The sequence below is a fragment of the Prevotella sp. oral taxon 317 str. F0108 genome, assembly GCF_000162415.1.
GTDB classification, from domain to species: Bacteria; Bacteroidota; Bacteroidia; order Bacteroidales; family Bacteroidaceae; genus Prevotella; species Prevotella conceptionensis.
This window is the reverse complement of sequence record NZ_GG740075.1, coordinates 136,803-160,802: the sequence shown is the minus strand read 5'-3', so window position 1 is coordinate 160,802 and position 24,000 is coordinate 136,803. Positions and strand designations below refer to the sequence as shown.

Annotated in this window: 16 protein-coding genes; 9 read left to right on the top strand and 7 right to left on the bottom strand. The window is 46.9% G+C overall.

What is annotated here, in order from left to right; genetic code table 11:
* Window positions 1-174: 174 nt before the first annotated feature.
* Complete coding sequence (locus HMPREF0670_RS12010; protein WP_009231425.1) at window positions 175-792, bottom strand: fumarylacetoacetate hydrolase family protein; 618 nt, start codon at window positions 790-792, stop codon at window positions 175-177.
* A gap of 1,343 nt (window positions 793-2,135) precedes the next feature.
* A complete protein-coding gene (locus HMPREF0670_RS12005; RefSeq protein ID WP_044078242.1) occupies window positions 2,136-2,354 on the bottom strand; it encodes a hypothetical protein in 219 nt (72 codons plus the stop codon).
* A 156-nt stretch (window positions 2,355-2,510) separates the two neighbouring features.
* Here HMPREF0670_RS12005 and HMPREF0670_RS12000 point away from each other — a divergent pair, with 156 nt between their 5' ends.
* The 8 genes from HMPREF0670_RS12000 (at window position 2,511) to HMPREF0670_RS11965 (ending at window position 14,716) form a co-directional block, all read left to right on the top strand.
* Window positions 2,511-3,431 carry an NAD kinase gene (locus HMPREF0670_RS12000; RefSeq protein WP_009231424.1) on the top strand — a complete coding sequence of 307 codons (921 nt, stop codon included), beginning with the start codon at window positions 2,511-2,513 and terminating at the stop codon, window positions 3,429-3,431.
* Window positions 3,432-3,561: 130 nt separating this feature from the next.
* Window positions 3,562-5,241: an ABC transporter ATP-binding protein gene (locus HMPREF0670_RS11995; RefSeq protein WP_044078241.1), complete on the top strand. Its 1,680-nt coding sequence runs from the start codon at window positions 3,562-3,564 to the stop codon at window positions 5,239-5,241.
* 23 nt (window positions 5,242-5,264) lie between these two features.
* Window positions 5,265-6,221, top strand: a complete 957-nt coding sequence (locus tag HMPREF0670_RS11990) for a hypothetical protein (RefSeq protein WP_009231422.1) — start codon at window positions 5,265-5,267, stop codon at window positions 6,219-6,221.
* Window positions 6,199-8,343, top strand: a complete 2,145-nt coding sequence (locus HMPREF0670_RS11985; protein ID WP_009231421.1) for a hypothetical protein — start codon at window positions 6,199-6,201, stop codon at window positions 8,341-8,343. The genes HMPREF0670_RS11990 and HMPREF0670_RS11985 overlap by 23 nt, the downstream gene beginning before the upstream one ends.
* A 236-nt stretch (window positions 8,344-8,579) precedes the next feature.
* The gene (locus HMPREF0670_RS11980) at window positions 8,580-8,963 is read left to right on the top strand and encodes a VOC family protein (RefSeq protein ID WP_009231420.1); all 384 of its coding nucleotides are present in this window, start codon (window positions 8,580-8,582) and stop codon (window positions 8,961-8,963) included.
* A 174-nt stretch (window positions 8,964-9,137) separates the two neighbouring features.
* Window positions 9,138-10,769: a hypothetical protein gene (locus tag HMPREF0670_RS11975; protein WP_009231419.1), complete on the top strand. Its 1,632-nt coding sequence runs from the start codon at window positions 9,138-9,140 to the stop codon at window positions 10,767-10,769.
* Window positions 10,770-11,091: 322 nt separating this feature from the next.
* A complete protein-coding gene (locus HMPREF0670_RS11970) occupies window positions 11,092-12,717 on the top strand; it encodes a hypothetical protein (RefSeq protein WP_009231418.1) in 1,626 nt (541 codons plus the stop codon).
* A 544-nt stretch (window positions 12,718-13,261) separates the two neighbouring features.
* Window positions 13,262-14,716 carry a PepSY domain-containing protein gene (locus tag HMPREF0670_RS11965; protein WP_009231417.1) on the top strand — a complete coding sequence of 485 codons (1,455 nt, stop codon included), beginning with the start codon at window positions 13,262-13,264 and terminating at the stop codon, window positions 14,714-14,716.
* A 29-nt stretch (window positions 14,717-14,745) separates the two neighbouring features.
* Here HMPREF0670_RS11965 and HMPREF0670_RS11960 read toward each other — a convergent pair whose 3' ends face one another.
* Together HMPREF0670_RS11960 and HMPREF0670_RS11955 are read right to left on the bottom strand one after the other, a co-directional pair.
* Window positions 14,746-15,087: an energy transducer TonB gene (locus HMPREF0670_RS11960; RefSeq protein ID WP_198009305.1), complete on the bottom strand. Its 342-nt coding sequence runs from the start codon at window positions 15,085-15,087 to the stop codon at window positions 14,746-14,748.
* A 279-nt stretch (window positions 15,088-15,366) separates the two neighbouring features.
* On the bottom strand, window positions 15,367-15,876 hold the full coding sequence (locus tag HMPREF0670_RS11955) for an energy transducer TonB (protein ID WP_009231415.1): 510 nt from the start codon (window positions 15,874-15,876) through the stop codon (window positions 15,367-15,369).
* A 374-nt stretch (window positions 15,877-16,250) separates the two neighbouring features.
* Here HMPREF0670_RS11955 and HMPREF0670_RS11950 point away from each other — a divergent pair, with 374 nt between their 5' ends.
* Window positions 16,251-18,569: an outer membrane beta-barrel family protein gene (locus HMPREF0670_RS11950; protein WP_157579637.1), complete on the top strand. Its 2,319-nt coding sequence runs from the start codon at window positions 16,251-16,253 to the stop codon at window positions 18,567-18,569.
* Window positions 18,570-18,737: 168 nt separating this feature from the next.
* On the opposite strand, the gene HMPREF0670_RS11945 is transcribed toward HMPREF0670_RS11950, so the two are convergent.
* The 3 genes from HMPREF0670_RS11945 to HMPREF0670_RS11935 form a co-directional block, all read right to left on the bottom strand.
* Window positions 18,738-18,950, bottom strand: coding sequence for a PspC domain-containing protein (locus HMPREF0670_RS11945; protein WP_009231413.1), 213 nt, complete (start codon window positions 18,948-18,950; stop codon window positions 18,738-18,740).
* Between the two features lie 1,520 nt (window positions 18,951-20,470).
* Complete coding sequence (locus tag HMPREF0670_RS11940) at window positions 20,471-21,619, bottom strand: hypothetical protein (RefSeq protein WP_009231412.1); 1,149 nt, start codon at window positions 21,617-21,619, stop codon at window positions 20,471-20,473.
* A 190-nt stretch (window positions 21,620-21,809) separates the two neighbouring features.
* Window positions 21,810-23,942 (bottom strand): M6 family metalloprotease domain-containing protein, encoded by a 2,133-nt coding sequence (locus HMPREF0670_RS11935; protein ID WP_044078239.1) that lies wholly within the window; start codon window positions 23,940-23,942, stop codon window positions 21,810-21,812.
* Window positions 23,943-24,000: the final 58 nt, after the last annotated feature.

The following is a 24,000-nucleotide window of genomic DNA, read 5'->3' as shown; positions in this document are numbered from 1 at the left end:
TAGTTTTCCTAGCAATTCTAGTTTCGCTAGTTGATAAACTAATAGGCGTAGCCTTTTAAACTAAGTTTGTTAACAGCGTACCAATTTGCGGCTTGATGATCATCGTTACCATTCTGCAACCAAGCTATTGGCTTAACTCCTTAACTCCTTAACTCCTTAACTCCTCAACTCCTCCTACTTACACCTCACTTCCAGCACCTTTTGGTCTTCTAGATAACCTTCTAGGTGGTCGCCTATGGCCACAGGCCCAACACCGGCGGGCGTACCCGTATAGATTAGGTCGCCCGTTTTCAGCGTAAAGAAACTACTGATGTAGGCGATAAGTTCGTCAACCTTAAAGAGAAGGTCGCTCGTGCAGCCCTCTTGCACCGTCTTCCCGTTTTGGTCAAGATGAAAATGCAGTGCATCCACACTTCTAAATCGTTCAATGGGAATCCATTCGCCCAAGGCGGCAGAGCCGTCGAACCCTTTGCAAAGTTCCCAAGGCAACCCCTGTGCGCGTAGCTTTTGTTGCAAGTCGCGCGCAGTGAAGTCGATGCCCACCGTCACAGCGTCGTAATATCGGTGTGCAAAGCGTTGCGAGATGCCCTTGCCCAGTCGCGAAATGCGCACCACCAATTCCGTTTCGTAGTCGATGCGCCCCATAAAGTCGGGTACGAAAAACGGCTTGCGGTCTTTTAACAGTGCCGAGTCGGCCTTGGTAAACACCACGGGCGTCTCCGGTTTATATAACGTTCCGTCCAGCTCTTTATTGTGTTGGGCGTAGTTCATTCCAATGGCGAATATCTTCATTTGCTTCTGTCTCAATCTTTTTTGCCCTACAAAAATACGAAAAATAATGCAAACAAGCTTTTAAAGGTGAAAAAGTGAAGGGGTGAAAGGGTGAAAAAATGACTTTTAAAGGTGAAAAGATGACTTTTAAGGGTGAAAAGGTGAAAGAGTGAAAAGGTGAAAAAATGGCTGCGCCCACCAACTTATCAACTCGTCAACTTGTCAACTTGTTCTCTCATCAATTGGATTTTGTCTCCTTTTTGGTAGAGTTTTTAACATTATGAGTACCGTTTTTATCCACCAGTCGTTCACCTAGCCGCAAAAAATCGATTCTCGCGAGGGTTTATTTCGGTGCAAAAAGGGGTTGGTTGTAAGTGCAGGCAAAATGAATATTTATTTGGAAAAGCCGCCAATTGTACCAAATTTGGGGCTGTTTGCGGCTAAATGTATTGCGATTTGATGCAAAACGCACTGCAATATGGTGCAAAACGCAGTGCATTTTGGTGCAAAACGCAGTGCGTTTTGGTGCTAAATGGAAGGCGTTTTGGTGCTAAATGCGGTGCAAAATGCTGCTAAATGCGAGTCGATAAGCATAAATATCCAGTGCAAATGGTATAAACAAACCTTTTCAAAGCATTAAATACATGACTAAAAAGGGCAAAATAGCCGTTAAAAAGTGGGATTTTGGGGGCTAAAAGTGAGTTTTTGGACCTGAAAAATTATGAATTGGCAACCAATCTAGAAAGGCTAAATGGTGCAAAATGCAGGTTGCGGGCTTAAAACTTGACAAGCTCCAAGTCATGAAAGGATATAAAAAGTGGATTTTTACCAACTTTATAGCCTATATTTTCGCTAGAACGGCGTGGATTTTGAAGAGGTATTGTAAAATAAAAGTAACGATTTTAAACTTTGTGCGTTGAGGGGGTTGATGTCTTTATTAGTTTGTAAGGTGATGAGCTTGTGAGTTCTGAGTTTATAATTTTATGGGTTCTTAAGTTTTGTGCGTTGATGAGTTGAGGTCCTTTTTAGTTTGTAAGGTGATGAGCTTGTGAGTTTCTGCGTTTTTAGTGGTTTTGAATAGATGAGCTAGTGAGTTGATGAGTTGAAACACTTCGGGAGTTATTGGCTTTTCGTGAATTTATAGTCAAACGGAATTACTTTTGGAACGTTGTTGTTAGGAGAATGCAAGACGTGGGTTGCATGGTATCAGCAACCCCTTACCCAAAAGAAAAGGAGGTATGTTGTTTGCTTACTATGCATCTGTGGTTTTCTAAATCCAATTCTGTTTGACTATAATCCTTGTGCCAGTAAAAGAGCACTTACACGAAAGAACTTTTGGGATGAAGGATAGCCTGAAAGGGAACTTACTTTTCGAAAACGCAATCCGCAACGCCTATTGACGGACATTGCGGATAGAGAAACCGAGCCGATTTATAGTTTAGCTGCCAACAATATTTGATTATATATGGCTGCGTGAAGGCTTGCAGCACATCCGATGTCAACGAAAGTCCGCTTGCCAAGCGGGCCGAAAGCCAGACTTTCGTTTCTCCCAACGCTCCTATCCTATTGTCCTTTTTTCGCATCCTTCACATATTTTACAGGATAAAGGCCGCATTCTCGCTTTTTTTGTTTACTTTTGCAAGAAAGGACTTGTAAAGGTTACGACGGCAAAACGCAGGCAATATGCCTTAGCGAACAACGCCGAGAAACACCACAGATAAAGTATAAACATACACGCCATGCCCAGTTGTCCGCTTAAAATAGCCATCTTCGGCAACGAATGTCAACTCCATAACGAGCGCGCCATAGCCCGTGTTGTGCAATGTTTGGCACAGCACAAGGCCGAAGTGTACGTTGACGAGCCGTTTCTTGATTACCTTCGGCAGAGCGGCAACCTGCCCACTTACCCCCTAACACCTTTCACTGGCAACCACTTCGATGCCCAACTGGCCCTTTCTCTGGGGGGCGACGGCACCTTTTTGAAAGCCGCAGGCCGAATAGGACAAAAGCAAATACCCATTGTTGGCATCAACATGGGCCGCTTGGGATTTCTGGCCGACGTGCCTGCAAGCAAGGCCGAAGATGCTTTGAACGACATCTTCAACGGCGAATACCGCATTGAAGAGCATGTGGTAATGAAGGTGGAGGCAGGGAACGAGCCTTTCGGCGGCAACCCCTTTGCCGTGAACGACATTGCCATACTGAAACGCGATGACGCCTCGATGATTACCATTGGTGTGCGTGTAGATGGCGAAAGGCTCATTACCTATCAGGCCGACGGCCTTATCGTGGCCACACAAGCGGGTTCTACGGCCTACAACCTCTCAAACGGCGGCCCCATTGTGGCGCCCAACACCAACGCACTTTGCCTTACGGCCGTGGCGCCGCACAGTCTGAACGTGCGCCCCATCGTGCTACCCGACAACGTTGAGCTGCAACTCAGCGTAGAAAGTAGGTCGCATAACTATCTCGTAGCCATCGACGGGCGGAGCACCAAGCTGGTGCAAGGGGTCGACATACACATCAGCAAAGCCCCATACGTGGTGAAACAGGTAAGACGAAACAACCAAACCTACTTCACCACGCTTAGAAACAAGATGATGTGGGGCGCGGACAGTAGAAACGCCGACATGCCCAACAGCCACTCTGAAGAAGGATAACAACAGCCTGCTGCCACACAACAAGCACCGCAAAAGGAACAGCAGCTTGCCTGCAAACCCACATGAAGCAAAAGTTTGGAGGCCACCCACGGCCCGTACAGCAAGGCATAACACACCCAAATGTTGAAACATGCAAATTAAATCACTACTTAGGATACCCGACAACAAATATTCCACCAAAACCATTCTTCGCTGGTTGTGGTTGGCTTGGAACGGCAACAGGCTGCAAGCAATGCTCAATGCCTCTATCGGCGTGATGCAAGTGGTGGTGAGTTTGGCTCAGGTGTGGGCCGTAAAGCGCGCCATCGACGTGGCCTCGGGTTCTGTTCCCGGGTCCATTTACTGGGCTGTGGGCGTGATGGGACTGTTTATCCTGGCCGACTTTTCGCTCAGCATAGCCAGCACATGGGTGAGAAACCTCTTGGGAATAAAGGCCCAAAACCGCATGCAACAGCGCATGCTCGACCGACTGCTCAAATCGCAATGGCACGGCAAAGAGGCTTTTCACTCGGGCGACGTGCTTAATAGGCTTGAACAAGACGTGAACCAAGTGGTTACTTTCCTCACAGAAACAATCCCGTCGTCGCTTTCCGTCTTCGCCATGTTTGTGGGAGCATTCTGCTACCTCTTTGCCATGGACCACATCCTGGCCTTGGTTATCGTGGGCATACTGCCCATTTTCTTACTGGCCAGCCGCACTTACGTGGGGCAGATGCGCCAACTAACACGCAAGGTGCGCGACTCTGACAGTAAAGTGCAAAGCGTTTTGCAAGAAACCATCCAAAACCGCATGCTCATTAAGACACTTGAAAGCGACAACATGATGGTAAACAAGCTGGGCGAAACCCAAAGCGAACTGCGCCAACACGTGGTGCGCCGAACGCTTTTCTCCGTATTTTCGAGCGTTGTCCTTAACTTTGGTTTCGCCTTAGGCTACCTCGTGGCCTTCCTTTGGGCCGCCATTCGGTTGGCCGATCGCACCTTGACGTTTGGCGGAATGACCGCATTTTTGCAACTTGTAAACCGCATACAAAACCCCGCACGCAACTTAACAAAACTCGCTCCCGCCTTTGTAGCAGTGTTCACAGCCGCCGAACGACTGATGGAACTTGAAGAAAACCCATTGGAACAGCAGGGCGAGCCCGAATACATCGATGCGCCCTGCGGTCTGAAACTAGATAATGTGACCTTCGCTTACAGCGACAAAGAGCGCAACATCGTGAAAGACCTCAGTTTCGACTTCAAGCCAGGCAGCTGTACTGCCGTGCTTGGCGAAACGGGCGCAGGCAAAACCACACTCATCCGCATGCTCCTGGCATTGGTGTCGCCCACCAAAGGCAGCGTGAACATCTACAACAGCAGCACTTCGAGAGAGCTTACGCCACTGATGCGCTGCAACTTTGTTTACGTTCCACAAGGCAATACCCTCATGAGCGGCACCATTCGAGAGAACCTTAAACTAGGAAACATCGCCGCAACAGACGAAGAAATGATTGCTGCCCTACACAAAAGCTGCGCCGACTTCGTGATGGAACTGCCGCACGGACTTGATACGGTGTGCAGCGAATCGGGCGGTGGGTTGAGCGAAGGCCAAGCCCAACGCATCGGCATTGCACGAGCATTGCTGCGCGACCGCAGCATCATGCTCTTCGATGAGGCCACAAGCGCACTCGACCCAGAAACCGAACGCCAGCTGTTAAGCAACATATTGGCATCGAGAGATAAGACAATCATCTTCATTACCCACCGACTAGCCGTGGTTGACTATTCAGACCAAACGCTACGACTAGAACGGTTAGAAAGCAATTAAGCCCTTAAACCACCGCTAATCCTATGACTAAGATTACCGCGCCGCCCCAAAAACACGGCCCGAACATCGCCTTTGCGTTGCTCGTTGCCTTAGCCTTGTTCCTTGGAGCATGCTCTGGCACGCGGCAAAAGCCGCCCGTCCGTTCCCTTTATTATTGGAGTACCACCTTTGTAAACGACAGTCTGAAACGCCAATTTTACAAGGCGCACAATGTGCAAAGGCTATACATTCGCTACTTCGATGTGGTGAAAAAGCCCAACCAAGAGCCACTACCCAATGCCACCATCACCTTCAACGACTCCGTTCCACAAGACATCGAGGTGATACCCACCGTGTTCATCACCAACGAATGTATGCGCCAGCCGCCCCAGTTTGCCGAACAACTGTGGCAACGCATACGCCAAATGAACGAAACCCACGGCGTTAAGAACGTGAAAGAAATACAGATAGACTGCGATTGGAGCAAACAAACACAAGAAGTTTACTTTCAGTTCCTTCGTCAGCTGCACCAACTGCTAGCCAAGGCAGGCCTTAAACTCTCGGTCACCATTCGGCTCCATCAGCTCGGCATGCAGGCTCCGCCCGTAGATAAAGGCACATTGATGCTCTATAACACAGGCGATTTTCGGCAACTTTCCAACCAAAAGCCCATTCTCGACCCCGAAGTTGTTCGCCAATATATCGGCGGTTTGCGTTCGTATTCGCTCCCGCTCAATGCCGCTTACCCGCTGTTTAGGGTTCGGGCGCTGTTTCGTAGCGGCAAATTCGTAGGGATAATACATACCAAAGACGAATATCCCGTGCTGCCGACCGACTCGATCGCCGTGCGCGAAACCACCCTTGACGACCTGCAAAGCGTGCAACAACTGATAAACAAACATCGTCCCGACGTGCACAACGAGATTATTCTTTACGACATTAACAACCGCAATCTAACAAAATATTCATCAAACGATTATGAAAAGATTTATAACCCTTAGCCTACTTGCCTGCATATCGTTGTTTACCAGCAAGACATGGGCATGCGCCGACGCACTAGAGTACCACGAAGGAAACTTCTTCGACGTCTATTATCACGACTACGACTTTGTGAGCGGTGAAAAATTGGCACGTTTCTGGGCCGGATACACAGGCGACCGAACACCCCTTAGCAAAGATTGGAGCGAAGGATACGGCTACGCTTGGTACTATTACTTCGAGAACAGCTGCGCCCGTCTGTTTGCTGCCGCCAAGAAAAAGCACGACGAAGAGATGCTGCTCTATCTCCGCCAAACACTAAAATACAACAAGATTTGCGAAGAACTGAAAGACAGTTGGACCTATCCCACGGCAGAACAGCTGGCCCAACGTCGCAAAACGCTGCTTGCCATGCAACGAACGGCCAAAGCCTATGGTGGCCAACGTTTAAAGGCGCAGTTCTCCTTATTATATATGCGCACCAACCTTGTGCTAAAAGACTATCGCGCCAACCAAGACTTCTGGGTACTCACGGCATCTAAATTTCCCGAAAGCGTGTTCAAAGACATGATGCACAGCCTTTACGCCAACGCCATACTTAACTTAGGACAATGGCGAAAGGCATGCGACATCTATATAAATCAAGGCGACTGGGAAAGCTTGGAATGGGCCATGCGCAACTATCGAAACCCTGCTGGCATAAAGCGCATATACAAAGAAGACCCCAACTCGCCCACCCTAGCCTACCTACTTCAATATTACGTAAACGGCGGATATGGATGGGACTGCAATTACGAAAACTCGTTTAAGGCCGACCCAATAGAACCCGACACGAAGGCAGAGGCAGAAAAGTTCATCAACTTCGTACAAACAGACGTGTTGCACAACGAAAGCGTACGCAACAAAGCCATGTGGAAGGCAGCACAGGCTATGGTGCTGTTCGAATTAACCAACTACAAAGCGGCACAAAAGTATGCCAAGGAGGCGCAACAACTTAGTGGTACGAAACGTGCGAAAGACTGTGCGCGGTGCATCGCCCTACTAGCTTCGACACGCACCGAACCTTTGGACGAGGCCTATTCGGCCTATGTTGTGGGCGAAATAAAATGGCTGCTTGGCCGAGCTGCCGAACGAAAACCATCCAACGACGTTTCCAGATACGACTATTACCACGCCACGGCACTAGAAAACGTGGTGTACAACCACCTTATACCGCGCTACCAAGAGGCGAACGACAACAATCAAACCCTCGCACTACTGGGCATGATGGACGCCGTAATGGGCATTGACCTGCAAAGCGAGCCAGAAGGACATGCCGACTTCCCTAGTTCGCGGGAGTACAAGGTGGGACTAGACACGCTCACTTCCAAGGAAATACTGGCTTATTACCAATATTTAAACTCGTCGCCTGCCGACCCGCTGCAACGTTTTGCACTCGAAAAGGCATCCAAAAATGCCGACTTCTTCAACAGCTATATCGGTAAAGCCTACTTGCGAGAAGGCAATTTTGCAGAGGCCATTCCGTATTTGGAGAAGGTTAGCCTCGATTATGTCAACACGTGCTACTATGCCGAGTACGTCGCTGGCACAGATTATACCCTCGACCGATGGTTTACACGTAGGTCCGAGCCCTCGGAAAGCGAGAAGAACAAAAAGCTTACGGTGCATCCCAGACTGAAATTCTGCCGCGACATGCTGCAACTTCAAAGCCAATATCGCCTCGCCCGCGACAAGGAGGTGCAGGCCGAAATAGCTTATAGGCTGGCCTCGCACTACTTCCAAGCATCCATACATGGCGACTGCTGGTATCTAACACGCGACAGTTACAGCCGTTACGACGAGCCGGAAAATTACGAAATGAACTTCCCCGAACAGGCTCTTACCCTCCTTAAACAAGGAGCTAACAGCCGAAAAGTAGAGTTAAAGCTGCCATCGCTCTTTGCTATGGCATACGTTTCATACGCCATCGCCACTTTACCGCGACTGCTAGGACCCGGTTCTTGGTTTGAAGACCTAGAAAACGAAACAGACATCAACACCAATTACACCAAGTTGGCCAAGTATGTGAAGAGTTCGAAAACGGAGGCCGCCTACATTATACACTGCGACATACTGAGAGAGTTCATGGAAACAAAGATGAAATAATGTCCATTCGCCCTGCCCTCGTAGCGACAAAAGCTGCCTAAGGCGGGGCGAAACCCACATCACCCCCTATCACTTGGGCCGCAACACATAGGCAATGCCTGCATGCTGTTCTAGCCAACAGCGAAAGAGCATCCCAAAACATCACGCCTTTGATAGTCAACAGCGTGTGCCAAGCCAGACTAACGGCCATTACTCCTCGCAATTAATAAACGCCTAACTGACAAACATCCCAACAAATGAAGATAGACCACATAGCCATTTACGTTTGCGACCTTGAAGGCGCACGTAACTTTTTCGTAACTTACTTCGGGGCAAAGAGCAACGAAGGCTACCACAACCAGCGCACGGGTTTCCGCTCTTTCTTCCTTTCATTCGACGACAACACGCGCTTGGAGTTAATGACTAAGCCAGAAATGGCAGACAGAGAGAAAGAACCTAACAGGACGGGGTTCGCTCATCTGTCGTTCAGCGTTGGCAGTAAAGAGCGGGTAGACGCGCTTACAGCCCAACTAAAAGACAATGGGTTTGAGGTGCTTGATGGTCCGCGAACCACAGGCGACGGCTATTATGAAAGTTGTATTGTGGGATTTGAAGACAATCTCATTGAGATTACCATTTAAATAAGGTCGGTTTCCGAATTTAGAACAAGGCAAGAAATTCCGTTACATAGATTCATGTCGCACCCTTTACAAATAGTATTTCCACATTCGTACTCTTTATTTTTCTGTTAAACAATTAGCATTTCACCATTGAAATTCTTATCTTTGCTCACAACACAAATAGAATAAGAGCCTATGAAAAAGCTATTCGCCCTCGTTATTCTCTGCAGCTATCATGCAACAAGCCTGTATGCGCAACAAACTATCTCGTTGCCCAACGCAGATGCCATCAGTTTTGATTGCCATGGAAACAACTTCGATGTGTACACCAAGATTGGGCCGAACCAATACACAAGGCAAAGCCTACAAATAGGAGAGCAGACAAGACAGGACAAATCTGCCGACATAACGCTGATAGAACCCAAGATAAATCCACACAAAGACACAGTGAGCAGAGAAGACATCGATAAGCTGCCGAAAAAGTTTATCGAGGCAAAAGACTTACATGCAATAGATTGGGACTCATACTTAGGCATGTCCTTCACCATGAACGACAGCGAGGCAAGGACAAGTGAAACAGACAACTCCACTTATGTGTTGACGTTTTTAAGGCAAGATCTTGCCATTATACTGCCACTTGCTTGTAGAAATGGAAGGGGCGCGAATAACGACTGCCCCTTATCAAGCCACATCCCCCACTCTGTTGTTACCCCGCGTTCCACTCGTTCGGAGTCTTTCGTACCCGTGATTTTGAAACTCAAAGAAGGCAAAAAGGTATTCTTACTCTACAACAGAGGCGTTGAATATATGATGCTTCCCAGTTCAGGAGGGTGGCAAATGTTTGAATTTGATAAGAACCTTAATCCTGGAGAGCCGACAATAGCTGCAAAAGAATGTAACGATGTCAAGTCTTACAACCTGCGGTATTTCAATAAAAAAACCTTTTACAGCGTTCAAAAGACCGAGACAGGGAAATACAGACTGTTTAACTCATTCGGACAGGATGTGCTGAAAGAAGAATATGACTCGATTATCAACCACTACTGCTTTACCATTGCAAAGCGAGGAAACGACATCGATGTTTTCAACCTTTACAACAAAAAGCTAAACATTGGAAAGGCAAAAGCGGTAAAAAAGGTTGATGCTTGTGCGGCTGGCTGCATTGAAGTGTTGAACGAGGAAGGAGCTTACTACTATGATGAAATGGGAAACAGGCTAAAACACCCCATCATGGGCAGCATTAGTATATGCAAAATGGTGTCTAACTGGCAACACAACATTCTTAAAAAGCAGGGAAACTACCAAATGCAAATCTATACCGACGAGCCTGGTTCTCCCACAGAAGACGAATGCTATTGGCTTTCCGACCTACTACCATCAGACGCCGTGACCTTCCTTGACGGGGAAAAATCATTCTTCCAAAGTGAAAACAGCTCGCTTTGCGGCGATATCGACGTACAACCTGAATGGATAAGAGTAGGCAGAAAAGGGAAATTCGGCATCATAGCCTATGAATATAAGCAGAAAAAGGGGGTTAAACCGAAGTTAGTTACCAAGCGTATAGATGATTATCAGCAGAAAATAAAGGTCTACCCGCCCGTAAAAATCGTGGGAAAGACAGTCTTCCCGATAAACAACGACTCAATCATCATGCGCTCCGATGGTCTGATTTATTTCTATAAGAACAAGAAAGTAGGCCTCTTTCCCCGCGACAAAGCACCTATATATGATGAAATAAAGAAAGTAACTGGCTCCTTCTACCACATTGTTAAGAACGGAATCTCGGGTTGGCTCGACATTAAGACCGATGAGGAATATTGGGAGTAAACCAGCAACAATAGCCCAGAAGAGATTAGAGAGTGGCCATTACGGCATGCCTAATGCGCTTTATACCATATCACAAAAATGCCTTGTTCATGTAAATCATACACCATCAAGTTGCAATAAATTTCGCCAATCGCCACTCTCCCTGCACGCACAAAATGAATATACGCAAGAGAACAAGGCAAGTTCTTTTGTTGTAGATGTTCACATTCCGCCCAGTACAAACACTACTCACACGCTTATATCCTTTATTCTTTTGTTAAATAATTAGCATTTTACCATTGAAATGATTATCCTTGCTCACAACACAAATAAATAAGCGCCTATGAAAAAGATATTAGCCCTCGTTATTCTCTGTTGTTATCATGCAACAAGCCTGCATGCGCAACAAACCATCTCGTTGCCCGATGTTGATGCCGTTAGTTTTGACGACAGTAGCAATGACCTCAAAGTGTACACCAAGATTGGGCCAAACCAATATACAAGGCAAAGCCTACAAGTAGAAGAGAAGACAAGACATGACAAATCTCCCAACATCATGCTGATAAGATGGAACATAAATCCACACAAAGACACATTGAGCAGAGAAGACATCGACAAGCCACAGCAAAGACTGGTAGATGCCCAAGAACTACATGCAATGCCTTTGGACGAATACATCAACAAGACCTTCAGCATTGGCGACTGTGAGAAACAAAAAACTCAAACCAACAGCCCCACCCGTGTATTGAAGTTTTTAAGGCAAGATTTTGCCACCATACAGGATCTTGTCTATGGTGATGGAGAGCATGATGATTACAAACGCACCCTTTCAATCAACCTTCCCGACTCTGCCGTTATTTGGCGCTCCACTCGTTCAAGCTACTTCGTTCCACTTATTTTGGAAATCAAAGGAGGCAAAAAGATATTCATACTCTACAAGGAAGGCATTAGATACGTGATACTCCCCAGTCCAAAGGGTGGACTAATGTGTTCGTTTTACAACCCCCTTTATTCCGCGAAGCTGACAATGGCTGGGGAAAAGTACGACGGAGCCAAGCCTTACGAATTTCAATACTTCAATAGATATAGTTTCTACGACGTTGAAAAAACCGAAACAGGGAAGTGCCGACTGATTAATCAACTGGGAGAGAACGTATTGAAAGAAGAATACGACTGGATTAGTGGCAGTTATCGCTTTATCATTGCAAAGCGAGGTAACCACATCGACGTTTTCAACCTTTACCTCAACAAGCTAAACGTTGGAAAAGCAAAAGTAGCAAGAGAGATTGAAACGTGCATGGTTGGATGTATTGAAATATTGAACGAGAAAGGAGCATTCTACTATGATGAGATGGGCCAAAAGATTAAAAAACCCATCAGGAGGTGGGGACGAATAAAGTGTGGAACAGTGATTGACTGGACACACAACATTCTCAAAAACAAAGGCAAGCATCTAGTGCAAATTTACACCCGCGACCCTGGCGACCCTGACATAGACGAACGTTATTGGCTTTCCGACCTCCTGCCGTCAGATGCTGTGACATTCCTCGATGGGAGAAAATCATTTAGCTATGATGAAAACAGCGATGACCCAGAAGATAAAGCGTACCCTAAAATGCTAAGAGTATGCAGGAAAGGGAAGTACGGCATCATGGTCTATGAATATTATAGGGAAAAAAGTGTGCTACCAGAGTATAATTACGAATCTTTGGGTAATAGGGATAAGACAATTATGATCTATCCACCCGCAAAAGTCGTGGGGAAGACAATCTTCCCGATAAACAACGATTTCCTCATCATGCGCTCCGATGGTTACATTTACTTCTACAAAGACAAGAAAGTCGGCCTATACCCCCGCGACAAAGTACCCGTATATGATAAAATAATGAAAGTAACCGACTCCTTCTACCACATTGTCAAGAAAGGAATACCGGGTTGGCTCGACATTAAGACCAATAGGGAATACTGAAAGAAAACCAACAACATTAGCCCAAAAGAAGTTAGGGGTAGCCATTACGGCTACCCCTAATCACCTAGCCATCCCCCAGTTTTTAGGATAACGCGACACAAAAAAAGACAAACGCAGATGTGGTGATAAACACTGTTCCTCTCTCTCACTCGCTTATAAATGTGTTACAGAGGGATTAACCCATGCAATTACTCCCCTAACGACCGTTAGAGCCTGTGCAGTTGTTGTTTGCTTGTTGGGCAGGAAGCGATGCAAACAACCTAAAATAATTGACAAGCAGCCTAACAACCGATTAGGGTTAAATACGCCGTTTCGTCTTAAAGTGCGTGCGTTCCGTTCATTTTAGGCCGATTTGATTTTGCAAAATCAGTCGTTTTTTGTATTTTTGTGCACTCAAAAAGGCTTGCCACATGGTGTTGACCACAGCTTAGGTTCAACGGCTAGGGCTCATTTTTACTCCTCACCCACTTTCATGGCTTATGCCAAGCCGTTTGCACATGGCTCATAACAAGAACGGGTGCAGTAACGTACAAACAACAGAAAAGTGAAAAAGAAAAAATGGACAAAGCACCATCGTTACTTCGGATTGGTGCTGGCTTTCTTCTTATTGATGTTTTGCCTATCGGGAATTGTACTTAACCACCCCACACTTTTTTCGAGTGTAAACGTGGGGCGCAACCTCTTACCCAAAGAATATAGCTATGACAAGTGGAACAACGGACTGTTTCGCGGCACCATTAAATGGCGCAACAAGGTTCTGCTATACGGCAATGCAGGCGTATGGCTAACCGACAGCACCGCTAAGGCGTTCATGGACTTTAACAAAGGCATGCCCCTTGGAGTGGACAACCGCAATATTCGCGGCATGGCCATCGTGCCTACGGGCGAAGTTTTCGCCGCAGGACAGTATGGATTGTTCAGGCTCGACGGGAAAAAGACCTGGCAAGCCGTGAACTTAGACCTGCTGCACGGCGACAGAATATCGGATATTGCCACACGCGGAGACACGCTCGTGGTAACAACGCGGTCGCAAGTTTTCATTGCCCGCGCGCCATACCGCAGTTTTCAACGCATAGAACTAGCCTCACCCGATGGCGGCGCACCCCGTTTTTCGCTCTTCCGCACCCTTTGGTGGCTGCATAGTGGCGAATTGTTTGGACTTGTAGGCAAGCTTGTTGTGGACGTGGTTGCGCTGGTACTTATTTTCCTCTGTCTTTCGGGAATGGTTTATTGGCTGTTGCCCCACATCGGAAAGAAAGCGCACACCGCTGCCAGGCAATGGCTGTTTTCGTGGCACGACCGCATCGGCCGACTAACAATCGCACTCACCCTACTTGTCTGCATCACGGGTTGGTTTCTTCGTCCGCCCCTGCTTTTGCTTGTGGCCAATGTCAAAGTGCCTGCCATTCTGCTAACCAAAACCAGCAGCAACAACCCGTGGTACGACAAACTGCGCTCGCTACGTTGGGACGAACGCATGCACGATTGGCTGCTTTACACCTCGGATGGGTTCTACTCGCTGGCCACACTCACGGAACAACCTAACAAACTAGACGTTCAACCGCCTGTAAGCGTGATGGGATTGAACGTGCAAAAAACGGTGGATGGCGATTATTGGCTGCTTGGTTCATTCAGCGGACTGTACATTTGGCAGCGCAGTACGGGGATGATAATCGACTATTTCACGGAGCAACCGGCCATAGCCGTGCAAGGTCCGCCTGTCGGAGCCAACGCCGTGGCAGGTTTCAGCAGCGATTTCGGTCCAAACGAATATGTAGTTAACTATTCGGCAGGCACCGATTTTGCCCCCATGCCCCAATGGATGTCTTCGTTGCCGATGTCGCTCCGCAACGTTGCATTAGAGATACACACAGGCAGGATGTACACTTTCTTGGGTTCGATGTCCGTTGTGTACATCTTTATCGTGGGCATGGCCATACTTTGGTGTTTGTGGACAGGCTGGAAAATACGCGTGCGGATAAAGAAGAAAGAGGAATAAGCGTAGGCATCGAGGCTTAAAAACGCCACTTATTTATCTCTCCGTTCAGCCTCTATTCCGCCCTTCTCCTCGCCTTTAAATGCAACAACTAAATTATATTTTACAGCTACAAGTTTGCCATAAATGCTGCCTGGAATCCATTTGGGCATCATTTTGACAACCCTTAATGCCTCTTTATCTAATGCAGGATGCACGCTGCGAGCTACTTTAAAATGCGTTAGTTCGCCGCTGGTTTCCACTATTACGCTGATAACAACCTTGCCCTTAACGTCCTTTGCCTCATCAGGCTGTCGCACTTCTTTCTTTAAAAACTCCATCAGTGCCTTATCACCGCCAGGGAATTGCGGAAGTATTTCAAAAAATTCACACATAACACGCTGGGGTTGCTCGGCCTTAGTAGTTGCCGACTTAACTTGTGCGGGCTGATTTCGTTTCTTATTCTTGCCCTTCCCACCTTGTGCGTTGGCACTAAGGCAGGCCAAACACATTGCCATTACAAGCCATAGCCTGCAACGACATACGTAATGAATGCTCATTGTTCGCATAACTACCTCCTTTGGTTTATGGTTTCAACTACGATTATCGCTTAATAAGGGTTGGCTATCAGCCCTTTGCAAGTTTTCTATCCTTTAAAACGCCACATATTTATCTCAACGTTCTGTCTCTGCTCCGCCCTTTTTAATCACATAAAAAGGAATGCCCATGCAGACTTTCAAGCGTGCCACCTTGCCTTTACGTTTGCCGGGAATCCAAGCCGGCATTTTTTTTACAACGTTAACAGCCGCTTTATCTAATGCAGGATGCACGCAACGAAGGAGCCTAATGTCTGTTATTTGGCCGTCTTCCTCCACAAAGAAAGACAATAGCACCCTGCCCTTAACGTCTTGTACCTCTTCAGGATATACCTTTTCTTTATCTATAAAGGCCTCCAAAGCCTCTTCGCCACCCGGAAACTTGGGCTTTGCATAGTCTTCATCGCGGAAAACACGCAGCCTATGTGCTGGCGAAGTCCTGAACTTTGGCTTAACAAAAAGGGAGTAAGGGGGCCACCATGCGGTGTCTTTTCTGCCTTGTGCATCGGCATTAAGGCACACCAAACACATCGCCACTACAAGCAATAGCTTGCAGCGGAATGCAGAATAAAAGATTGTTGCACACATAACTACCTCCTTTGGATTGCGGTTTCAACTGCAAATATAGCAAAAATATGGATTGACCATTCGCTTTTTATGATGTTTTTATATAGAAATAACTGCGTAACACAAAAGCACACAACGCCAAAACATGATAAATCCAACAAGCCAGTAAGTAAAAAGAGCGGATAAAGCCTTGGAACTTTACAAGATGTTTTTTATCTTTGCGAAGTGTAAAGTGTTACCCCTTAATTAGAAATTCAGGAGTAAGAAGTTAAACAGTTAAGCCAAATGTTTGGTCACACACAATGGCAAATGCCATTGAAAACTCGTTAACTTGTCTGCCCCGTCAACTGATAATCGGGTAAAATAAGCCACAAGAAATTCAGAAACATGCGCTTATGAGAAGACTCACACTTGTTATGTTATTGGCCATGCTGTTCGTAAGGTTGTGCGCACAGCAGGTTTCTGGCGTGGTTACAGACGCCAACAATGGCGGTTTAGGCTTAGCCAACATCGTGGTATTGTCTGCTGATTCCACATTTCTTAGCGGAACAACTAGCGACGACAATGGTAATTTCACCCTCAACCAGCCCCAACAGGGAAACATCATCAAGATTTCGCTCATTGGTTACGAAACAAAATTCTTGCAATATGCAGGCGAAGAACGGCTAACCGTGCAGTTAACCGAGAAAGCTTTTCAGCTAGGCGAGGCCGTTATTCACGGCCAACTGCCACAAACAATACTCAAAGGCGAGGGCATGACAACCATTGTGGCAGGCTCTGTGCTTGAAAAGACCACCTCAATAGACCAACTTCTCGACTTCATCCCACACGTTTCAATGCAAAATGGCAAAGTGGAGGTGCTTGGAAGAGGTACACCTGAGATATACATCAACGGCAAACGCATGATGAACCAAATGGAATTGGAACGCCTAAACCCCGAAAACGTGAAGAGCGTAGAGGTGATTACCAACCCCGGAGCACGTTATAACAAAAGCGTTACAAGCGTTTTACGCATCACCACCAAACAAATTGCCGGCGAAGGATTTGGATTTGACAGCAAAACCGTTGGCAGCGTGAACGAACAGAAACGCACAAGCGGTTTCGAAACCCTAAAACTAAATTGGCGAAAAGGCGGTTGGGACGTTAACGCACATGTGTATGGTGAGCATACGCACACCCAAGACAATACGAGCGTGCGGCTCATGACCTTTTTAAATGATACGTGGCAGCAGCAGTTTGACATCGACCAAGAGCATGGAACAACCAATATGTACCTGAGTTTAGCCAGTAGTTACAGCATAGACGCCAACACTTCCATTGGCGCGAGTGTAGATTATGACCGATATGCAAGCCTTTTTGCCGCAGGAAATTCGCACTCAGAAAATTTCCGGAATGGGGAAAAACATGATGAAATGGATGGCAACTATAGTTTGAATGGCAACAAAAGCGAGGTGTCTACCAATGCCTATTTCGTGGGAAAGATAGGGAAACTGAGCATAGACTTTAACTCGGACTACTATTGGAAGAAAGAAAGCAGGCCGATGTACAATGATGAAAGGTATAAGGAAGTGGGACAAACGGAAACGCACCGCTTGGTTAACAGTAGGCAAAACAACGCTAGCAGGCTCTTTGCCAATAAATTGGTGCTGTCTTTCCCCTTGGCTAAGGGCGATTTTTCTGTGGGAGGCGAGTATTCGCATTCAAGGCGAAAGAACCTTTATGCGGTGCTGCCCACAGGCGTGGTAGACGATGAAAACAACCGAATAAAAGAAAACATCGCTTCTATTTTTATGGATTATAGCAAACAGTTTGGCAAGGTTGGCCTGCAAGTGGGGCTTAGGTACGAACGGGTAGGCTTTAACTACTACGAAAGGGATGTGCTAGTCCATGCCCAAAGCAAACGTTATGCAGATTGGTTTCCATCCCTAACCCTGTCGTTCCCTGTGCATGCGGTGCAGATGCAACTTTCTTACTCGTCAGACATCAATCGCCCTACGTTCCAAAAGCTGCGCAGTGGCGTTCAGTTCGACAATCGTTTTACCTACGAATCGGGCAATCCCTTCCTGCTCCCCGCCATCAGTCGCAACCTTAGTTATGCCCTCTCATGGAAGTGGATTTCGCTTTCTGCCATGTTTGCACGCGTTTCCAACCAAGCATGTTACATCATGCAGCCCTACAAAGGCGACCCGACAACGACCCTACTTCGCCCAGAAAACATGCCCACCTACAATAAGGTGCAAGCCTCTTTATCGCTTAGTCCTTCGTGGGGTGTATGGCATCCCTCGCTCGAAACGATGTTATACAAGCAGTGGTTTAAGATGCAAACACATCAAGGCGGCAGCATAAACCATCCCTTGGTATCATTTAACCTAACGAACACCTTCGATACGAAGTGGTTTACAGTTTCGTTCATCATGCGAACGCGTACTGAGGGCAACACAGAAAACATGTTTTTGCGCAAGGGAAGTTTTGGTTCCGACCTCTCTTTATATAAATCGTGCCTTGGCGGAAAGCTTTTGTTGCAGCTGTATGCCAGCGACATCTTCGGAACAGAAGACCAACATTTCGTTCTCTATTCGGGCAAACTACGCACCAGTTACCTTTCCAAGTTCTCGTCTAGTACAATTAAACTCACCCTTCGCTATCGTTTCAACACCAGCAAGAGCAAATATCAGGGGACGGGCGCAGGCAAATCGCAGAAGAATAGAATGTAAGATGAAAGGAGTTCCTATCTAAAACAAAACGACAACGGGCTATATATAAAGCTTTGTGCCAACAACCTTGTTGTGGCTGCTGGCACAAATGGGTGTGCTTTGCAGGTTTGCTAAGCACCGATACGAGTAATTTAAAACGCTTTTGTGGTGTTCCGATTCGTCAAAGACCTATTCTTGCTGTCGTGGGTCAAACTCTTCGCTGGGTACAACAGCCCACGCAACAAGATAAACCAACACGCCAGAGAAGGCTGTGGTAAAGGTGGCGAGGGCGTAAACTAGGCGAACCAATGTGACATCCCAGTCGAAATACTTGGCGATGCCCCCACAAACACCTGCTATCTTGCGGTCTCTTGACCGATATATTCCTTTATTTGTATTCATCTTACGTATGTTTTTTGTTTATTATTAGACGTTTGGAAGGGCATAAAAGTTGCATGTTGGAGGATAAAAAGATGTCGATACAGCGAACAAAGTTCCCATAAGCCCAACACGCCTCACCACTTTCAAACCTACTAGCGTACAGCGACATTCCCCTTTTCAAAAATCCTGCGTTGCGTGCCACACCTTTCTTCTTAGTCAAACCAGCAATAATTGGCCACAACAGCCCACTTGTTGTTGGCTGTTATGGGGTCTAGTCACGCTGTTTTTCAGCCTCCCACCTTCACATTAGGAAACGAAGGACAAAATGGAGTTGCCAACATAGAGTAGCGAAGAAATAACGATTTGTCTTCTTTTCAGCAAGAATTTTAACATCGTGAGTGCCCTTTTTGTTCACCAAGTTCCCGCCCCACCGCAAAAAATCGATTCTCGCATGGGTTGGTTTTGATGCAAAAAGGGGTTAGTTGTAGATGTTGGCAAAATGAATATTTATTTGGAACGACTGCCATTTACACCAGTTTTTAGGCTATTTGCTACTAAATGCAGTGCATTTTGCCGCAAAATGCAATGCAATATGCCGCAAAACGCAGTGCGTTTTGGTGCTAAATGCAGTGCGTTTTGGTGCAAAACGCAAGGTAAAATGGTGCAAAACGCAGGGTAAAATGCGGCTAAACAGGAGGCGATAAGCATAAAAATACACCGCAATTGTATAAATAAACCCCTTTCGAACCATGAAACACATGGCTCAAAAGGGCAAAATAGTCGTTAAAAAGTATGATTTTAGGGGCTAAAAGTGAGTTTTTGGACCTGAAAAATTATGAGTTGGCAACCAAACTAGAAAGGCAAAATGGTGCAAAATGCAGGTAACTCCCCCCAAAACGGGATAAAAAAGAAACCAGTAAAACTAAAAAATGTACCCAATAGCATGCTTTTAACCCTCTATTTTCGCTAGAATGGAGTGGTAAATAACACACCTTTTGTAAAAGTTTGTTACTTATTTTAACTTTATAAGGTGGAGAGTTGGTGAGGTTATTAGTTTGTGAGTTGGTAAGGTTATTGGTTTATGAGTTGGTGAGGTGGTAGGTTGTGAGTTGGTGAGGTGATAGGTTATGTGTTGGTGAGTTGATAGGTTGAGAGTTGGTGAGGTTGCAAGTTTATGAGTTTATTAGGTAGTGAGTCAGTGGGATTTATGAGTGCATAAGCTTGTGAGGTTTTGGAGTTTTAGGTTTAATAAGCTTGTAAGTTGGCAGCTTTATAAATTAATGAGGTTGCGGGTTGTGGCCTAACAGGAATGGTTTTGCAAAGCGTTTGTTCTCTTGCCAAACTTCAAAAGAGGTTTTTACCTGGTCTTTAATGGCCAGCATTCAAAGGGGGATTGCAAATCCCCCAAAGGCAACAACAACGTTGTTCAAAGGAGAAAGGAAAGTAAAAGTTGCACCATCATTAATGCAAACAATCATGTGGCCTAGCATTTTGCCAACACCTACAAAACAACAAGAAACACAGGCCTCTACATAATACCCCTAATACACAACGTATTCTTTCTCTATTCCCTGCAATTGTTCCTCGGCCTGCCGCTCTTTCCTTGTAATTATCAACTTCATATACCAAGGTTCGGGGAGTGTAAGGAACGGGGGAGCAATGCCATCGCCTGTCGGCGTGAACGTTATTTCTGCCTCAGAAGAGTCGAACTTAGTACCTGCGTACTTGCCTTTCTTCGATTCGGCGAGAATGTAAGCTTTGTATCTGCACGACGACAGGTTACAGCCAGCATCGGAAACATGGTATGTTGACGACTGTTGAACAACCCATTTGGCATATTTCCACCCCATAAGCAGGCCAAATGCACTGCGAGTAAAGCTATTGGTGTTATTGTCTACGTTGTAACTTAGACCCATATTGCGCACAACAGAAAGCACTTGGCATTGCGCCGTATCAACAGTAATGTAGCCTTTATCCTCACTACCATACTTCACCGACTTGAAGTAAAGCTGAACAATGTTTTTGTTAGGGCTGCTGAAAGCATCGTTCACCTGAAACAAATGGTGCTTAATGAACTTCCCATCCAATTCGTCTACAAAGTCATGATAAACCATCCGTTTCATATTGGCAAAGTCGCAACCTGCCGTTTTATCTTTGAAATGAATGTAACCAATAGTGGGTTTAATCGTAAAGAGCCTTTTTTCTGTGGCGGCAGGCACACATATCACACCCGAATTCTCAAACCAATAGCCGCTGCTGTCACTGGTGTTTCGCGTCTGATAGCTGTAATTGAAGTTCTTTCGCACAGTTCGATATGTGCTTTTCTTCTTTAATACGAACTTTTCTAGAAAGCTACGAATCCATTGCGGCTCAGCATTGCCAACCACGATCTCGCCTAAAAGCCGCTCTTTGGGCGTAAGAAAGACGGTATCGGGCAAGACAGTGAGTGTACACGAGGCGTAACTAACATGACTAACGGAGAGTTGGCGAAAGGGAAAGTTTACTATTGCCACGCCCTTTTCGTCGCTTGTTGTGCCACGAAATTTACCATCTTCGGCCTTAAAAACATTGACATACGGAATTGGCGCCTTGCTTACGGCATCGCAAATCACCGTCTTAGATTGCGCCAACACCTCTCCCCATGCTATGAAAATGCCCCAAAAGGCAAGTAAAATTGCTTTTTTCATCATCGTTTATATTGTTCAAGAAACATCATTACTTCGTTATTTACGCACCTGTAAGTGGCACATCCCCCCAAAAAAGCGTATAGACCATCGCCCACTAGAAACAGGCAACAGACCCCAAATGCACCATCGCAACAAGGCATATCACTCCCCTCTCCCCTTGGAGAGGGGCTGGGGGTGAGGCTAATTGCCATTCCTATTTCACCACTTTCTTACCATCCACTATATATACACCCTTGCTTAGCGCATCTATATTGGTGCCAAGATACATTCCATCAAGGCTATATATGCGGTCAGAGGTGGCGCGAGGGGCGGGACGGGCTGTGGGAATGTTGGTGATAGAGGTTGTGGCAGGGCGCTTAACCAGCAGTTCGTCGAGGAAGAAACGGCGCTGACCATTACGCATACTGAGACGTAACAAACCGCTGCCCTTAACGGTAAGTGTGAAGGTTTGCCATGATCGGTTGGGCAATTTGAGTCTGGTTTCAGACAGTTGTACCTTTGGATTGAGGCTAAGCACAGTTAAACTACCCTCCTCGTTGTTCCATGCGGCAGCCTTAAAGCTAATGGTGCTGCCATCTTCAACGTAAAACAAGGGGGTGCTTTCAACAATGCCGTACTTCGTACTCGAACCAATCAGGGCACAACGACTACCTGCCGACGTGGCCTCGGGTACCGAGAAACGCCAGTCTTGGTGGTCGGGTTTGAATTTACCAGCACCAATATAGCCACCCCACCGTCCGTCGTTGCCGCCCTTGCCGTCGCAACTGTCGAACGATTCGTAAAACAGCGTGTCGCCCTTTAAACCTTTTGGGCGCAAGTTGTCTATGCGGAAGGCGAACGAGGCGTTGCCTTCGCCGTTGATTTTAATACCCAACACCGACTTGTTTAGCCTGTAACTTTCGTCAAGACCAGAGGTAAAAACCGAGGCCGCAGGTAGCGATGTGGCCGTAAGACTATCGTTTCCGGCTTGCGGATAGGGTATGCTGTCTTGCGCACTCAATATCTTTCGTTGGCGATTATCGGCCGGAACAAGGGTGCAACGCTGATGTTGGGGGTTGGCATTTACACGATTGGTCAGCCAGTCCATTTGGTCGAAGTCCACATGGAGCACCAATAAGCCCTCGCCAGGTAAGTGCGAATCCCAACCACTTCGTTGCCTATTCTCCAACAAATAATACTCATCGGCATTGGCATCGTTGCGTATAATGAACGCCTCGCCATGCTCGCTTAGCGGTTTCATGCCTGTAATGGTGGTGTCGCGCGTTAGTTCTTGGGGCGTTAACCAGCCCACAAACATCTTTTCGTAGCTAGTATAGCCCGCTGGAACATAACCTTCGCCATTGTAATTGCCAGCACTCATCAGGTCGTAAAAGCCCATACCAAGACTTTCTTTCCCCGAAGTGTCGTACATATCGGGCAGTCCCAGGCAGTGCGTAAACTCGTGGCAAGCCGTTCCAAAGCCGCCCAAACTGGTGGAATTAGGGTTTAACTCGTTGCTGCATGCGTAGGTATTAATCAACGGATGGCCGTCAATCCGCAACACCCTACCGTAATCGGAGTATTGCAAAGCCCACTCGTGTGGCCAAATGGTGTTGCTGCCGCCACCCGATGCCTGCCCATAACCGGCATAGATAACCAACACTTGGTCGACTACGTTGTCGCCATCCCAGTCGTAATCGCGAAAGTTCACGGAGTCTTTAATGGCCAAACAAGCCTCGGCCACCATCTGCCCGGCCCGCACATCGCTGCGCGAACCACGCCAATCGAGCGTATCTTTGCCATAATACGCCATGTTGTGGCGCAGCTGAATGGGGCCTACCACATCGAAAGTGAGATGGAACAGACCGTTACTTTGGTCTTTAAAGTAGTCGTGCAGACTTCCGCGGTGTCCGTCTTTATAGGTAAAGCCCTCCTCGTTGGCCATCCGCGAAAGCAAAGACTTGGTGTGGGCAGGCTGAAAACGCACGTCGGTGAAGTTAACCAGCACGATAAGCCCCTTGCGTTTGCCCACATGTCGGCGCGAAATGCCTACCGTGCGAGTGGCGGCAGCAGCGCGGCGAGCGTTGTTTTGTGCAATTCGGGTGGCCGCTTTCGCCCTTACCGCCCCGATATTGGCGATGGGTGTGGCCACGCCCTCATCGTCTACGTTATAGCAAACGCCACGAACATCGCGCCAATAGTGCAGGTTTTCGTCGCCCACTTGTTCAAGCTGCACCTCTCTGCCATCGGCAAGCTTGGCCGTTCGCCATATCCCAGGCATGGTGGGAATGGCAAAACCAACAATTACAAGGGCTAAAAAGGCAAGAATAAGCAGTTTTGCTCGCATATATTATGATATGGTATGAGTGTGTGTTTGAATGAAAAATAAAGTGGAAAAAGACATC

Excerpts from the sequence above, each read along its gene's own strand:
- HMPREF0670_RS12010 (WP_009231425.1), bottom strand. The coding sequence starts at position 792 with ATGAAGATATTCGCCATTGGAATGAACTACGCCCAACACAATAAAGAG.
- HMPREF0670_RS12005 (WP_044078242.1), bottom strand. The coding sequence starts at position 2,354 with ATGCGAAAAAAGGACAATAGGATAGGAGCGTTGGGAGAAACGAAAGTC.
- HMPREF0670_RS12000 (WP_009231424.1), top strand. The coding sequence starts at position 2,511 with ATGCCCAGTTGTCCGCTTAAAATAGCCATCTTCGGCAACGAATGTCAA.
- HMPREF0670_RS11995 (WP_044078241.1), top strand. The coding sequence starts at position 3,562 with ATGCAAATTAAATCACTACTTAGGATACCCGACAACAAATATTCCACC.
- HMPREF0670_RS11990 (WP_009231422.1), top strand. The coding sequence starts at position 5,265 with ATGACTAAGATTACCGCGCCGCCCCAAAAACACGGCCCGAACATCGCC.
- HMPREF0670_RS11985 (WP_009231421.1), top strand. The coding sequence starts at position 6,199 with ATGAAAAGATTTATAACCCTTAGCCTACTTGCCTGCATATCGTTGTTT.
- HMPREF0670_RS11980 (WP_009231420.1), top strand. The coding sequence starts at position 8,580 with ATGAAGATAGACCACATAGCCATTTACGTTTGCGACCTTGAAGGCGCA.
- HMPREF0670_RS11975 (WP_009231419.1), top strand. The coding sequence starts at position 9,138 with ATGAAAAAGCTATTCGCCCTCGTTATTCTCTGCAGCTATCATGCAACA.
- HMPREF0670_RS11970 (WP_009231418.1), top strand. The coding sequence starts at position 11,092 with ATGAAAAAGATATTAGCCCTCGTTATTCTCTGTTGTTATCATGCAACA.
- HMPREF0670_RS11960 (WP_198009305.1), bottom strand. The coding sequence starts at position 15,087 with ATGTGTGAATTTTTTGAAATACTTCCGCAATTCCCTGGCGGTGATAAG.
- HMPREF0670_RS11955 (WP_009231415.1), bottom strand. The coding sequence starts at position 15,876 with ATGTGTGCAACAATCTTTTATTCTGCATTCCGCTGCAAGCTATTGCTT.
- HMPREF0670_RS11950 (WP_157579637.1), top strand. The coding sequence starts at position 16,251 with ATGAGAAGACTCACACTTGTTATGTTATTGGCCATGCTGTTCGTAAGG.
- HMPREF0670_RS11945 (WP_009231413.1), bottom strand. The coding sequence starts at position 18,950 with ATGAATACAAATAAAGGAATATATCGGTCAAGAGACCGCAAGATAGCA.
- HMPREF0670_RS11940 (WP_009231412.1), bottom strand. The coding sequence starts at position 21,619 with ATGATGAAAAAAGCAATTTTACTTGCCTTTTGGGGCATTTTCATAGCA.
- HMPREF0670_RS11935 (WP_044078239.1), bottom strand. The coding sequence starts at position 23,942 with ATGCGAGCAAAACTGCTTATTCTTGCCTTTTTAGCCCTTGTAATTGTT.